The organism is Maribacter sp. Asnod1-A12 (genome assembly GCF_045063735.1).
Taxonomy (GTDB): domain Bacteria; phylum Bacteroidota; class Bacteroidia; order Flavobacteriales; family Flavobacteriaceae; genus Maribacter.
Genome location: NZ_JBEFNZ010000006.1, coordinates 3,411,998 through 3,427,611, shown reverse-complemented (window position 1 = coordinate 3,427,611; position 15,614 = coordinate 3,411,998). Strand labels below are relative to the sequence as shown.

11 protein-coding genes are annotated in these 15,614 nt (G+C 35.6%); all 11 read left to right on the top strand.

Going from position 1 to position 15,614, the window contains the following annotated elements:
* The first annotated feature begins 30 nt into the window (after window positions 1–30).
* Window positions 31–1,332, top strand: coding sequence for a DEAD/DEAH box helicase (locus tag ACJJVP_RS14785; RefSeq protein ID WP_405414706.1), 1,302 nt, complete (start codon window positions 31–33; stop codon window positions 1,330–1,332).
* A gap of 36 nt (window positions 1,333–1,368) precedes the next feature.
* Window positions 1,369–2,919, top strand: coding sequence for an SDR family NAD(P)-dependent oxidoreductase (locus tag ACJJVP_RS14780; RefSeq protein ID WP_405414705.1), 1,551 nt, complete (start codon window positions 1,369–1,371; stop codon window positions 2,917–2,919).
* A 190-nt stretch (window positions 2,920–3,109) separates the two neighbouring features.
* A complete protein-coding gene (locus ACJJVP_RS14775) occupies window positions 3,110–4,999 on the top strand; it encodes a hypothetical protein (RefSeq protein WP_405414703.1) in 1,890 nt (629 codons plus the stop codon).
* Window positions 5,000–5,002: 3 nt separating this feature from the next.
* On the top strand, window positions 5,003–5,836 hold the full coding sequence (locus tag ACJJVP_RS14770) for a DUF2490 domain-containing protein (protein ID WP_405414700.1): 834 nt from the start codon (window positions 5,003–5,005) through the stop codon (window positions 5,834–5,836).
* A 21-nt stretch (window positions 5,837–5,857) separates the two neighbouring features.
* Window positions 5,858–6,706, top strand: coding sequence for an MORN repeat-containing protein (locus tag ACJJVP_RS14765; RefSeq protein WP_405414697.1), 849 nt, complete (start codon window positions 5,858–5,860; stop codon window positions 6,704–6,706).
* Window positions 6,707–6,865: 159 nt separating this feature from the next.
* Window positions 6,866–9,868 (top strand): WD40/YVTN/BNR-like repeat-containing protein, encoded by a 3,003-nt coding sequence (locus ACJJVP_RS14760; RefSeq protein ID WP_405414694.1) that lies wholly within the window; start codon window positions 6,866–6,868, stop codon window positions 9,866–9,868.
* A gap of 158 nt (window positions 9,869–10,026) precedes the next feature.
* The gene (locus ACJJVP_RS14755; RefSeq protein WP_405414691.1) at window positions 10,027–11,358 is read left to right on the top strand and encodes a TolC family protein; all 1,332 of its coding nucleotides are present in this window, start codon (window positions 10,027–10,029) and stop codon (window positions 11,356–11,358) included.
* A complete protein-coding gene (locus ACJJVP_RS14750; RefSeq protein WP_405416209.1) occupies window positions 11,358–12,590 on the top strand; it encodes an efflux RND transporter periplasmic adaptor subunit in 1,233 nt (410 codons plus the stop codon). Before ACJJVP_RS14755 ends, ACJJVP_RS14750 begins: the two co-directional genes overlap by 1 nt.
* Window positions 12,591–12,592: 2 nt before the next feature.
* On the top strand, window positions 12,593–13,336 hold the full coding sequence (locus ACJJVP_RS14745) for an ABC transporter ATP-binding protein (protein ID WP_299317143.1): 744 nt from the start codon (window positions 12,593–12,595) through the stop codon (window positions 13,334–13,336).
* A gap of 2 nt (window positions 13,337–13,338) precedes the next feature.
* Entirely contained in the window at window positions 13,339–14,559 is a 1,221-nt protein-coding gene (locus ACJJVP_RS14740; RefSeq protein ID WP_405414689.1) for an ABC transporter permease, read from the top strand.
* 6 nt (window positions 14,560–14,565) lie between these two features.
* Entirely contained in the window at window positions 14,566–15,600 is a 1,035-nt protein-coding gene (locus ACJJVP_RS14735; RefSeq protein ID WP_405414687.1) for a sensor histidine kinase, read from the top strand.
* Window positions 15,601–15,614 lie beyond the last annotated feature (14 nt).

Sequence of the window (15,614 nt, the reverse complement as noted above, 5' to 3'; positions counted from 1 at the left end):
CGTATATAAATTAATGGTTATCAAAGACGCATGAAGAATCAAAAAGAGATTTTATCAAAATTGAATATTGATGCGTTAAATCCGATGCAAGAGGATGCGTTAGATGCTATCTCATCATCGAATAACACCATTTTACTTTCTCCGACCGGTACAGGAAAAACTTTGGCTTTTCTTTTACCGGTCTTGAATTTTTTAGACCATAGCAATCCTGAAGTTCAGGTATTGATTTTGGTTCCTTCCAGAGAATTGGCCATTCAAATAGAACAGGTTATTCGTAATATGGGTACCGGTTTTAAAGTAAATGCCATCTATGGTGGTAGAGCAATGTCTAAAGACAAAATAGAACTAAAACATACTCCTGCAATACTGATAGGTACTCCTGGTAGAATTCTTGACCATTTTTTTGCAGACCGTTTTACTAAAGACCATATTAAAACCTTGGTTCTTGACGAATTCGATAAATCTTTAGAAGTCGGCTTTGAAGAGGAGATGAGTGAGATTCTTGCGGAGCTTCCAAACCTTAAAAAGCGTATTCTTACTTCTGCAACTGAGGGGGTTAAGATTCCGAAGTTTGTGGGATTGGAAAATCCTAAGCGAGTTAATTTTCTTAAAAATGATAGACCATCACAACTTACTATTAGCACTGTTATTTCAGAAGAAAAGGACAAGTTAAAAACACTTGTGCAATTATTGAAATTTATAGGTGAAGCACCAGGTATTATCTTCTGTAATTACAAGGATAGTCTTGAAAGTGTTAGTGATTATTTAAGTCAGCAACGTATTCAGCATGAGTGCTTTTCTGGTGGTATGGAACAAAAAGAACGAGAGCGTGCTTTAATTAAATTCAGGAACGGAAGTAGTCGTATTTTGATTGCGACCGATTTAGCCGCAAGGGGAATTGACATACCTGAATTAAAATTCATTGTTCATTACGAATTACCACATCGTATTGAAGAGTTTACGCATCGTAATGGTAGAACTGCTCGTGTAAATGAAAAGGGAACTGCCTATGTTTTACAATGGGACAAAGAATCTTTACCCGAGTTCATCAAAAAGTCTAAAGGAATAAATATTAATAAAACGAATAGGCTAGGAGACCCTATTTGGGAAACTCTATTTATTTCTGGCGGAAGAAAAGATAAAATTTCTAAAGGCGATATCGCGGGACTCTTCTTTAAGCAAGGTGGTTTAAATAGAGATGAATTAGGTGATATCGAACTGAAACAAGATTGTGCATTTGTTGCTGTTCCCAAAGGCAAATCTGACCAACTGGTGAATCAACTAAACAATTCCCGTTTAAAAAAGAAAAAAGTACGTATTACCGTACTTTGATCATAGTTAGTATTTTTGCGCTTTTAAGGTAGTATGATGAAGGATAAACAACACGAAAACGAAACTGAAATCGATTTAACCGAGATTGAAAGTTGTATCGAAATTTTAAATCGTTTGGTTACGGATACCAATCAAATATTTGAAATTCCTGAAGATAGAAGAATTGCCTTAATTAAAGTTGCTGGGCAATTATCCCGTCCAAGTAAGCAAGAATTTGCAAAAAGAGTAAAAGATGCCAAACGGAACGCTAAGAGAAAACAGGCTGTTCGCGATAAGCATGCTCGTAAAGAAACAGGTATACGTAGTGCTCGTGAAGCACATGTTTTTGTTGCTCCAAAATTACTACCTGCAGCAGAATTGGCAAATAAAGATTTACCGGAATTGACAACACCTCGTAATTGTTACGTTTGCAAGGTTGAGTTTACTAAACTGCATCATTTTTACGACACCATGTGTACCGATTGTGGTGACTTTAATTATGCAAAAAGATTTCAGAATGCCAATGTAAAAGGACAGGTTGCCGTAATTACGGGATCACGTTTAAAAATTGGATATCATATCACCTTAATGTTGCTTCGTGGTGGTGCTACCGTTATAGCTACCACACGTTTCCCCGTAGATTCCGCGCTTCGTTTTTCCAAAGAGGAAGATTTTATGGAGTGGGGGCATAGACTCAAAATTCACGGTTTAGATTTACGCCACATCCCTAGTGTTGAAATATTCTGCAATTTTATAGAACAGCAATATGATAAGCTTGATATATTAATAAATAATGCCGCGCAAACCGTTCGTAGACCCGCTGGTTTTTACCATCATCTTATGGAAAATGAAGAAAAAGAAGTCTCTTCATTACCGAAGTTTGCTCAAATGGTGTTGAGTGATCATGAAAGTTGTTTACAAGAATTAAAAGGATTTAGTAAACAAGCATCACCAAATCAAAACATGCCGGTTACTTGGCACGGACCAGAACCGGGTATTGGTATACGAGCTTCTGCAAAGCTGTCTCAAATTCCATATAGTTTTGATAATGCGTTGGTAGCCCAAGAGGTTTTCCCAACGGGTGAATTAGATGCCGATCTACAACAAGTAGATTTGCGTAAAACAAACAGTTGGCGCTTAAAGTTAGGCGAAATAGAAACTACTGAAATGATTGAGGTTCAGCTGGTTAATTCTGTTGCTCCGTTTGTACTTTGCAATCGCTTGGCAGAGTTGATGAAGAAAGAGAATACAGGTCAAAAGCATATTATCAACGTAACGGCGATGGAAGGTAAATTTCACCGTTTCTTCAAAGAATCGCGTCACCCACATACCAATATGGCAAAGGCTGCCTTGAACATGTTAACACATACTGCTGCTGGTGAATTAGCAAAAGACGGAATCTTTATGAATGCTGTGGATACGGGTTGGGTAACAGACGAAGACCCTGCAGAATTGGCTAAGAAGAAGCAAGAAGTACACGATTTTCAACCACCCTTAGATATTGTTGACGGTGCTGCTAGAGTAATGGATCCTCTTTTTGACGGTATCAATACGGGGAAACATTGGTGTGGTAAATTTTTAAAGGATTACTTCCCAATTGATTGGTAATATCACAACGTTTAAAAGCTTTTATTGTTTCATTCTCAATTGTTTAGAAACGTTTAATAAAAAGTTAAAATTTATACGTTTCTAATTTACTAGTCTGAATCTATTTTCGTTTTTTTGCGGGATGATTAGGCTAACTATCAAAGTATTACTACAATTTCTTGTGTTCATTATCATCGGAATATCAATTCCCATGAATGCACAAGAAATACAAACCTATAACGGACATTTACAAATAGGGAAGTATAACGGTAAAGCAACGTATTCTTATAAAATTGTTGAGAACGACACCGTTCTTGATGGCAATTTTACAGTACTACGTTCCAATCTTCAAGAACTCTTAGAGAAACAAGATTACTCCTTTCAATTTAAAGGTGCTTTCGTGGACGGTACGGCAGATGGTCCTTGGAAATTTCAATTCGGAGAATTCAATTCTAAAAGTCAGTCTGAGGTTATAGATTATCAATACCGTGTTCTAGTGAGTGGAATTCAGAAATCTGCTATTGGTAAAATTAAAATGGGTAAGCCCAATGGTAAATGGACTATTGTAGAAGAAGAAATTGAAAATTCCGAAATATCCAAGACCTTATTTAAAAGTGTTATTTCTTTCGATAACGGTGTACCACAGCAAAACTTTAGCATCAATAACGAAAACTATACATTGGTAGGTAGATTTCTACGAGATGGTTTGGCGCATGACGAGTGGTCGTTGTTTCCTTCTAACGGTATGGACCAATCTGAAAGCTGGTTTTTTAAAGATGGGCTATTACAATCTATTAGAGTAGATGATGAAAACGACCATAAAACTATAAAGGCTTACCAAGGGTATAACGGTCAAACTAAAATCATCAATCTAAATGCGGGTTATATTAATGCTTTAGAAATTCAACTTTCGCAAGTAGATGTTGATATTCTTCATCATAATAGTCTACCTGAACTTTTAAAGCAAAATGCAGCACGTTATCAAGAAGTAGATGAGATATTATCTCAATTGGGTAAATCAAAATTTCTACCAGAGTTAAAAGTAAAAGTCCCTTATTACCCGCTTGATTCCTTAGAGGTCACTAAAATTGATAGCATTGTATCTTATTATAAAAAAGCACATGAGTTAGGTGAGTCTATCTTGCATAATTCACAATTGAACATCTTAAGATTATCCGATAACAATACTGCTTATCAATATAATACGGTAGTTCAATTGAAGGAGAATTTCTTAAATCCTATTCAAGAAATTGTAAGTTATGATTCATTGGGCATATTGGAATACACTTCTCAAGAGCAATTAATCAATCATGTGTTTGCTAACGGACTTCCAAAACCTCAAATGGATATTGATATACAAATAGATAGTGTTATATCTTCTAAATCTTATACAATTCCTTCAAGCTTTTCAATATCTGCTGCCACTCCCAACATAGAAAAAATTGAAGCTGTTGCTAAAATGGGCTATGACGGTATATTATCTATTGCAAATGAAGTAAAAGAAACACTTGCTCAAGAAAAACGACAAAACGAATTGGCTAGCTTGGAAGAAGAAATCATTATTAGAAATGATTCAATGATGGTTTTTATTGATTCTACGAGTTCAACTATTCCTTTAAAATACGCGACAGCCTTAAAACAAATAAAGTCTTTTACCAGTAAAACCATAAACGACTATTCTAAAGTGAAATCTGCAGAAAACAGATTAGCTGCTGCTAGAACAACTGTTGAATGTCTAAATAATTTAAACGAGTTATCTAAGACGGTTTCACAAATGCCAGTATATCAAACTACAATTAAAGAAAGCTATACCGATAAAATTTGGAATCCGTTTATGGCAACCTTAATGGATGAGGATATTAAAAAACGAATAACATCAGCTTATTCAAAATCGCTAGAACCTTATTTCTTAAATGAGATAGACCAACACTTGTCTTGCAATACTACTAAAGAATTAAACAGCACTATCAATGCTACATATACCAAGATTCTAGAATTAAAAGACCAAGACACCAAAAAACTTGAACGCAAGTTAAAGAGGCAAAAAGACCCTATTACTATATTAGAAATGTTGAATGTACAAAACACTGCAAAGCAATAGCCTATGAAAACGTTTCGTACATATAGCATAAAGCTTAAATTCTTATTCTTGTTTTTTCTAGTATTTCAAGGATTTTCACAAGAGAAAGAGGCTGTAGAATTGCCTGAGTATTCAAAATATAAAGATTTAGGTACAAAGACCTGGATCAATACTTATGGTAATATTAGAATTGGCAAGCGCTTATTTTGGGATGCGCAAACCCACCTTAGATTAGAAGAAACAGAAGCTACACCATTTTTTGGTCAGGTAGCCCAAGTATATAATAGACATGCCATTGGGTACATTCACTCTAAATATTTTAATGTTCGATTAGGTGGAGTTTTACGTTTAAATTTCAATACTGATGAAGCTTCTACAGATCGTAACTTAGTACCAGAATGGCGTATTTGGCATCAATATCAGTTTGCTCAATCACTTGCCAGTATGATGATTTATCATCGTATTCGTATAGAACATAGATGGACGCAAGGTTTTGCCGAAAATAGTGAATACATCTTTAGAAATCGTTGGAGGTATATGTTTAGAATGAAAATCCCTCTGAACAATCACAAGTTAAAACCAAAAACTTTTTACGTTGCACCAGAGGCAGAATTGATCATGCAAAGTGGAAAAGCGGTTGTTGCAAGCCCTATGGAAGATTTGCGTTTAACCACTACACTAGGTTATATTCTAACGCCAAGATTAACAGTTGCGGCAGGAGCAATGTATTCCCAAGGGCAAGATTTAGCTAACGGAGGATATTATAAGCAAAGCTGGGCAATGAGATTTCATGTTTACTATTCTCCTGATTTTAGAAAGGTAAAGAACAAACTTCCTGAAATTCACTTAACGGACTAGAGGGTCAGTAATAAGAAAAGTATGAAAAAAAAGGATATTACATTATACAGTTTGCTTGCTATCATTTCTGCACTAGCTCTTTATTTCGGAGTTAAATCCAGTACTCTAGAAAATGAGATAGGGGAGAGTAGCAAGGCAAAAGAGGAATTGGATGTACTTGTAACCGGTAATAAAGAATTAGTGGCAATTGATTCTGTATTAATGGAAGGTGATTATAATAAAGCAATTGAATCTTATAATACCACACTTCAAAATCATGAAGAGCTGAACAGCGTTATTCCTTTACGTATTGCCCTTGCTCAAAAATTAATGCAAAATAATACGGTAAATACTTCTGAAAAGGGAACAGAAAAAATCTCTGTAGATTCAATTACTGTAGCTCCGGTTTCGCAAAGTGAAATAAGAAGTATTGATTCTCTTAATTTTGCCCTAGAAAAAGCACGAGTTCAGTTAAATAACATGCGTAAGCAACTGAACAATAAATCTTTTGGTGAATATCTGAGTTTTACTAGTAAAAAAGGAACTGGTCTACATTATGTAGGTCAAGTGAAAAACAATAAGGCTAATGGTGTAGGTATTGCTGTTCTTGAAACCGGTAGCAGGTATGAAGGTGAATGGAAAGATAATTTACGTGAAGGCAACGGTACTTTTTATTGGCCTGATGGTGAATATTATATTGGCAGCTATAAAGATGACATGCGAAATGGTGAGGGAACATATTTTTGGCCTAACGGTGAAAAGTATAAAGGACAGTGGAAAAACGACAAGCGAAATGGCAAAGGTATTTTTCACAAGAAAGAAGGCTCTGTTATTAGTGGCATTTGGGAGAATGATAAGCTTAAGGAAGCTGACAAATTGAACAAAAAATAGTACCGGAATTTATTTTGCATAAATTTTATCAAATAGATCAGTTCTAATCTCAATAAAGAATTGTCAAAATAAGAAAATCGCAAAAATCATCTTGAACGTATGTTTTGCGTAATGGTTTAAGTAACTTTAGGTCTTAACCAAACTATTATTCAAACCTAAATGAAATCGTTCTTTCGTTACCTAGCCATTGCATCATTTGTATGCATTTCTTCATCCCTTTTTTCTCAAGATTTTTCAGCATTGGAGTATCGTACTATTGGTCCTTCAAGAGGTGGTCGTGTTACCACGGTTACCGGCACACCTGTTTTACCGGGCACTTTTTACCTAGGAGCTTCAGGTGCTGGAGTATGGAAAACCGATGATTATGGTACATCTTGGAATAATATTTCTGACGGATTTTTCGATACGCCTTCTATTGGAGCTATTGAAGTTGCCGTAAATGACCCTAATATCGTTTATGTTGGTACTGGTTCTGACGGACTACGTAGTAACATCATTAGTGGTAAAGGAGTTTATAAATCTATAGACGCCGGAGAAACTTGGGATCACATAGGGTTAGCAAAAGCAGGACAAATAGGAGCGGTTGAAATTGACCCTACCAATAGCAATATCGTTTGGGTTGCAGCAATTGGCGATGCATTCAAAGCAAATGAAGAACGTGGTATTTACAAAACTATAGATGGTGGTGTTACTTGGAAAAAGATGCTACACATATCTAACACAACCGGATTTGCAGATTTAGAACTATTACCCGGAAACCCTAATGTTGTTTATGCTGCTGCTTGGAAAGCACAACGTACACCTTGGACTATCATTTCTGGAGGAGAAAACAAAGAAGGAGGAATCTATAAATCTGTAAATGGCGGTAAAGATTGGATCAAACTAGAAACAGGATTACCACAAGGACTAATCGGTAAAATAGATTTAGCAGTTTCAGCAGTAGATTCAAGTATTCTTTATGCTGTAATTGAAGCTCCTGGTGATGAAGGCGGTGTATACAAATCTGTAGATCAAGGTAAGACCTTTGTACAGACATCTAATCATAAAGGGTTGGTCAATAGACCTTTCTATTATATTAATATAGAATTAGACCCTACCAATCCTGACATAGTGTATTCAAATGCCAACCCATTATTAAAATCTACCGATGGCGGAAAAAATTGGACGATGATGTCGGTTCCACACGGCGATAATCATGATATTTGGTTAAACCCTAATAATCCAGATTTACTAATACAATGTAATGATGGTGGTGCCAATGTTTCTCACAATGGTGGTAAAACATGGTCATCGCAATTCAATCAGCCAACGGCAGAGATATATCAAGTTGCTGTGGATGACCAATATCCTTATTGGATCTATGGAGCTCAACAAGATAATACCACTATAGCGATACCAAGCTCAGCACCTAGTGGAACTTCTGCTCAGGGTACTCAAGTTATGATTGAGGTGGGTGGTTGTGAAACCGGTCCGTCAATACCAAAACCAGGCAATCATAATATCGTTTATAATAACTGTAAAGGTCGTTTTAGTGTCTATAACAAAATTACCGGAGTAGGTAGGGAATATTCTATTGGTGCTTCTAATATTTACGGTCATAATCCTAAAGATTTAAAATATCGTTTTCAGCGTGTAGCTCCTGTTCATGTTTCGCCACATGATCCAGATGTTGTTTATATGGGCTCACAGTTTGTACATAAAACAAGGAACGACGGTGTTATTTGGGAAACGATCTCTCCTGATTTAACAGCTTTTGAAGCTGATAAGCAAGTGATTTCCGGCAGTCCGATTACTAGAGATATTACTGGTGAAGAATATTACAGTACTATATATTCCATAAGAGAATCAAAAATCAAAAAAGATTTAATCTGGACAGGATCTAATGATGGTGTGGTTTCTTTGACACAAGATGGCGGACAGACTTGGACGACCGTAACTCCAAAAAAGATGCCTAAAGGTGGTAGAGTAGAGTCTATTGAACCTTCTCAATTTAATCCTGCGACAGCATATATATCTGTAGATAGACATTTATTGGGTGATGCTACTCCGTATTTCTATAAAACGGCAGATTATGGTAAAACTTGGGAATTATTGAGTACTGCTACGAACGGAATTCCGTCTGACTATACCGCTAAAGTATTGCGTGAAGACCCTGAAAAAGCGGGAATCTTATATGCAGGTACTGAATACGGCATGTTCGTTTCGTTAAACGATGGACGAGATTGGAAATCTTTTCAGCAAAATTTACCGGTAACACCAATTACCGATATCATTATCAAAAGAGGTGATTTGGTTTTAAGTACCATGGGGCGTGGTTTTTGGGTATTGGATAACATTACCTCTTTAAGAGATTCTGCTATTGTTAATTTAGATGATACCCCTGTATTGTTTAAACCAGATAATACCTTTAGATATCGTACGCCTAGAAGAGCAAAAGGATTTCCTGACTATCCTTCAACGGGAGTTCTAATTGATTACTACCTAACAAAGGAACTTAAAAGCGAAGTACAATTAGAAATTTTAGATGCTAAAAATCAATCTATTGCAACTATCATAAGTGACTCTACAAAAGTGAAATCCAGTAAAGAAGAAGTAGAGAATATGGGGCTTAGTATGGCTTTTAGTTACTTTGACAATAAATTGGAAACTAAAAAAGGTATTAATAGGTTTCAATGGGATATGCGCCAAAAAGGAGCATGGAGCGACAAAGAATCTAGAAGCTACAAAAATGGACCAATAGTATTGCCAGGAACTTACACGGCAAAACTGACAGTAGGTAAAGAAACATTTGAGCAACCTTTTGAGATTCTGGTTGATCCAAGATTAGCAGAAGAAGGTATTGATGAAACAATTATAAAAGAACATTTAGTTTTTGAAAATAAAGTGTTAGCGCTACTGACCGAGGCTAGAAAATTTCAATCGCAATTAGAGAAAGAAATCAAGAAAACAACAGGAGACAAAAAAGCTTCTTTAGAGAAAACATTAAAAGAAATCAAGAATGATGAAGGGGCTTATCCGCAGCAAATGCTAGTGCCTCAAATTGCTTATTTGTCTTACATTGTTGGTGGTGCCGATAAAATACCTGGCAATGAAGAAGTAGAGCGTTTAAAAGAGCTTCAATTACAGTTTAATACCATAAAAAATCAAGTGGAATTGAACTAAACTAAAAATGGGCAATTGCAGTTGATATAACAATTGCCCAAAAATTCTCATCGATAAAATTCCACTTTCTGTATAAAAATATAGGCTAGACTTCTATTGCCTTTTAATAAGGAAGTATAAAGTTTCACATTTGGAGTGTTAATTATAAACACGCTTAAATGAAACATTATATATTCATAGCTGTCATTCTACTTACCCAATTTACATTTGGTCAAGATGTAGAAACCAATACGACTTCAAAAATATGGTCGCTAGAAGATTGTATTTCTTATGCCATTGAGCATAATATCACTTTAAAAGATGCCGATTTAAATACTAGTATTTCTGAAGTAGATTACAATCAGTCCAAATCTGCCAAACTACCGAATCTTTTTGGTAGTGCTTCTCAAAATTTTTCTAGCGGTACTTCTATTGACCCCATAACTAGTGATTATGTTTCCGATCAAATACATAGTACCAATGTTGGAATAAATAGCTCCGTCACACTCTTTCAGGGTAATCAGTTAACCAATCAGGTGAAGCAAAATAAACTTTTAATTGAGCAAAATAGTTTATTGGCACAAGAGGCCAAAAACAATATTGTTATCAGCATTTTAGAATCATATTTACAAACATTATATAGTAAAGAAGGAATTACAATTGCCGAAAACAATCTTAATGCCTCTGAAAAAGAGGTAATTCGTGCAAAATCTAGATTAGAAGCTGGTACTATTGCTTTGAGCGATTATACTGAGGCGCAAAGTCAAGCCGCAACTAATAAATACAATGTCATTGCAGCTAAAAACGACTATGAACTAAACATCATCACGCTAAAGCAATTATTAGAATTATCTCCGTTAGAATATTTACAGATTGAAACTGTTGATGAAAATGAAGATTTAATTCACCTTGAGCTAAATAGAGAGGCTATTTATACCAATGCCCTTTCATACTTACCGGAAGTAGAAGCTAGCGCTACCAATATACTTATAAATGAAAAAGAATTAGATATAGCAAAAGGCGGTTATTTACCAACGTTGTCAATGACCGGTAGTGTTGGATCTGGTTACACAAGTATTAGCGACAACAATTTCACAGATCAATTAGATGTCAATTTCAATCAAAGATTGGGCTTAAGTCTTAGTATACCGATTTTCAATAGAAACCAAACAAAGTCCGCTGTACAAATAGCATCTTTTAATATAGAAAAAGCCGAAATACAAAAACAAACGGTAGAAAAAGAGGTAATTAAAAAGGTGGAAACTGCATACCAAAACGCACTATCATCGCAAGAACAGCTAGTTGCTGCAGAAGCATCACAAGATGCCGCAGAACAGTCGTATAATCTAGCTCAAAAGAAATATGAGTTGGGAGATCTAAGTACAACAGACCTTGTGGTAAGTCAAAATACGTATACAAATGCCCAACAGAATTATTTACAATCTAAATACCTAAATATTTTATACCATCAATTATTACAATTCTATCAAGGAAACGAAATTAAACTTTAATCAAAATGAAAAATAAAAAAAATATCATAATAGGCGGTGTCATTTTGGTCATCTTAGCTTTTGTTGCATATAGTTTTTTCAAGGGTGATGATACAATTGCTATTGAAGCCAAAACAGTAGCTGCCAAAAAAGGTGATGTAACTACAATGGTGACAGCAACAGGAACAATCGAACCTATAAATCAAGTAGATGTAGGTACGCAAGTATCAGGTGTTGTAGAGAAGATTTATGTGGATTATAACAGTGTAGTTACGGAAGGACAATTAATTGCTGAACTAGACAAAACCAATCTTAAAGCTTCTATGACGCAAGCACAAGCTTCTTATGACAACGCGGTAAGCAATCGTAATTATTTACAAACCATTTACGACAGACAAAAGACATTATATGACAATCAAGTCATTAGCAAATCTGATTTTGATGATGCCGTTTACAATTATGAGACTGCAAAAGGTACGGTTACACAACGTTTATCTGATTTACAACAAGCAAGAACAAACTTAGGCTATGCCAATATCTACTCTCCTATAGATGGGGTGGTTCTTTCAAGAGATATTGATGAAGGACAAACCGTGGCGGCTAGTTACAGTACACCAACACTATTTACCATTGCCCAAGATTTAAAAGAAATGCAAGTGGAAGCTGACGTTGATGAGGCAGATATAGGTGTTGTAAAGGAGGGACAACGTGTAAGCTTTACTGTTGATGCCTACCAAGGTCAAGAATTTGAAGGTGAGGTAACACAGGTAAGGTTAGACCCAACAATTACTTCGAACGTGGTGACCTATACAGTGGTAATTAAAGCTGACAACCCTGATTTAAGATTGAAACCAGGTCTTACAGCTACCATTTCAATCTACACTTTAGAATTAAAAGATGTTTTATCTGTAGAAGCTAAGGCAATAAATTTTAAGCCGACTCCCCCTGAAATGATGGCTTATAATGAACAAGAACAATTGACTGTTGAACCTCCAAAAGGCGGCGGACCAAAACCTGATGAAAATGATGATAGTACAAGGGTTTGGGTTCTCGAATCTAATGGTGCCATTTCTCCAAAAAAGGTGACTTTAGGAGCTAGTGACGGGGTTAATGTTCAAATATTAAGTGGTATTAATAAAGGAGATAAACTGGTTTATAGTTTAAAATCAGAAGCTACTCAATCTGGTGCCCCAGCAGGCGGTACGGAAGAGAGTCCGTTTATGCCACAACGCCCAGGAGGTAAAAAGAAATAGCCATGAGTAAAGAAATCATAAAAATTGAAGACTTAAAGCGTGAGTTTACCATGGGTACCGAAACGGTTCATGCTTTACGTGGAATATCATTTACTATCAAAGAAGGTGAATTTGTAACCATCATGGGTTCTAGTGGATCTGGTAAAAGTACGATGCTTAATATTTTAGGGTGTCTGGACCAACCCACATCGGGTACCTATGAAATTGATGGTGTTAGTATGAAAGATTTAAGTAGAAATGAATTGGCGACAATCAGAAATGAAAAAATCGGATTCATATTTCAATCATATAATCTTTTAGCTAGAACTTCAGCCATTGAGAATGTCGAGTTACCGCTATTATATAATAGCAAGGTGTCTACAGACGAACGCAGAGAACGTGCTATAAAAGCTCTTGAAATGGTTGGTTTAGGAGATAGATTACATCATACTCCTTCTCAACTTTCTGGCGGTCAGCAGCAGCGTGTGGCCATTGCAAGATCTTTAGTAAACAACCCGGTAATGATATTGGCCGATGAGGCAACAGGAAATTTGGATACGAGAACATCTTATGAAATTATGTCGCTATTTCAAGATTTGAACAAAAAGGGAATTACCATCACATTCGTTACTCATGAGCCAGATATAGCAACATTTAGTAGTAGAACAATCGTATTAAAAGATGGTAGTATTATGCAAGATTATAAGAATCATAAAGTACAATCTGCAGCGGAGGAATTAGCAAAATTGCCACAAGAAAATCATTGATCATGAGAATATTAAATCTACTTAAAATTGCATTCAAGGCTATTGTTCTCAACAAAATGAGAACGTTATTGACCATGCTTGGTATTATTATAGGTGTAGCATCTGTAATTGCAATGCTTGCCATTGGTGAAGGTTCTAAAGAAAGCATAAGGAGTACCATTTCTAGCATGGGATCTAATATGATTACCATAAGACCTGGTACGGATGATAGAGGACCGGCAAGAGGTAGTGGGGGTGATGTGCAAACGTTGACACTAGATAATTATGAAGTCATAAAAGAAAAATCTACCCTATTGAGTTACATTACACCAGTGGTGAACGGTGGCGGACAAGTCATTAGTGGTGCAAATAACTGGCCAAGTACTATATACGGTGTAAACCCTGATTATCTAGAAATTAAAGTTGTTGGTCTTCAAAGCGGTAGCATGTTCACCGATGCCGAAGTAAAATCTGCCTCTAAGGTGGTCATTCTTGGGCAAACGGTAGTCGATAATGTATTTCCTGACGGGCAAGAACCAGTAGGGCAAATGATACGTTTTGATAATATTCCGTTTAAGGTAATAGGAGTTTTAGAAGAAAAAGGGGAAAATACCTTTGGTCAAGATCAAGATGATGTTGTAATTGCACCATACACTACGGTACAAAAACGAATTTTAGCAATAGATTATTTGAATCAAATAATGGGGTCGGCCGTTAGCGAAGATGACGCTCCCGATGCTGTTATAGAGGTCACCGATATTCTACGTGAAGAACATAAGCTCATGGATAATGAAGAAGATGATTTTACCGTACGGTCTATGGAAGAATTAATATCAACATTTAGTTCTACTAGTGAAATGCTAACTGTACTTTTAGTTGCTGTTGCCAGTATTTCATTGCTTATTGGTGGTATTGGCATTATGAATATCATGTACGTATCAGTAAAGGAGCGTACTAAAGAAATAGGGCTTCGTATGGCTGTTGGTGGTAAAGGATCAGATATTTTGCTGCAGTTTCTGATAGAAGCAATTTTAATAAGTATTACGGGCGGTGTGCTTGGGGTATTATTAGGGCTTAGCGCTACTGTTTTTATTGAAAAGTTCTTACATTGGCCTACAAGCGTAGCGATGTATTCTATAATAATTTCGTTTGCTGTTTGTGCGGTTACAGGTATTTTCTTTGGATGGTATCCTGCAAGAAAAGCTTCTGCTTTAGACCCGATTACAGCTTTACGTTATGAATAAATAATTATGTACAAGAATAAAAAAATAGTAATTGCGCAGCATCTTATAATTTGGCTGGTGTTGTTTAGCATGCCCTTCGTTCTATCTTACGGGCAAGATTTGGATACAAATAGGTTGATTGCACATTTCTTAATACCAATGTTGTTCTATGCCGTAATATTTTATTTAAACTTTTTTGTACTCATAGACAGGTTTCTTTTCTCTAAGAAAACACTGATTTTTATCATCGTCAATTTAGTCTTAATTGGTTTCTTTATTTTATTGAAAGAGTTTATTGAAGACAATTATTTTAGCGAACTAATTAATAATAGACCCCCAAATGCAAATAGGGAAGGACCACCGTTTAAATTGTTCATATATGTGCAAATGTTATCCTATGCGGCTCCTGTATTACTGTCCATAGCTATTAAATCGACTAAAAAATGGGTGAAGACAGAAGCAGAGCGAAAAGAAGCTGATAATTTTAAGTTACAAACAGAATTACAACATCTAAGATATCAACTTCAACCGCATTTCTTTTTCAACTCTTTAAATAACATATATTCATTAGTTGATATTTCGCCGGATAAGGCTAAATCTACCATACATAGTTTAGGTAAACTAATGCGGTATTTGCTTTATGAAACGAATACAGAATTGGTGACACTTTCAAAGGAAATTGAATTTATGCGAAAGTATATCGAGTTAATGAAGTTAAGATTAACAGATAAAACTGAAGTAGAATCTAGTTTTCCAGTTAGTGATTCACAAATTAAAATTTCGCCATTATTATTTATATCTTTAATTGAGAATGCTTTTAAACACGGTGTTTCTGCCAGTACAAAAAGTATGATTTCAATTGACATGGCCATTAAAGGAAATAAGGTGGATTTCACTATTGAAAATCATAATTTTCCAAAACAAGATAGTGACAAAAGTGGTAGTGGTATTGGCTTACCGAACTTAGAAAAACGGCTCCAATTATTATATCCAAATAAACATTCTTTTAAAAAAGAGCTTAAAGCTGGTGTTTACAGAGTTAATTTACAGATAGAGACTTAGGTAGTGTTCTGTAT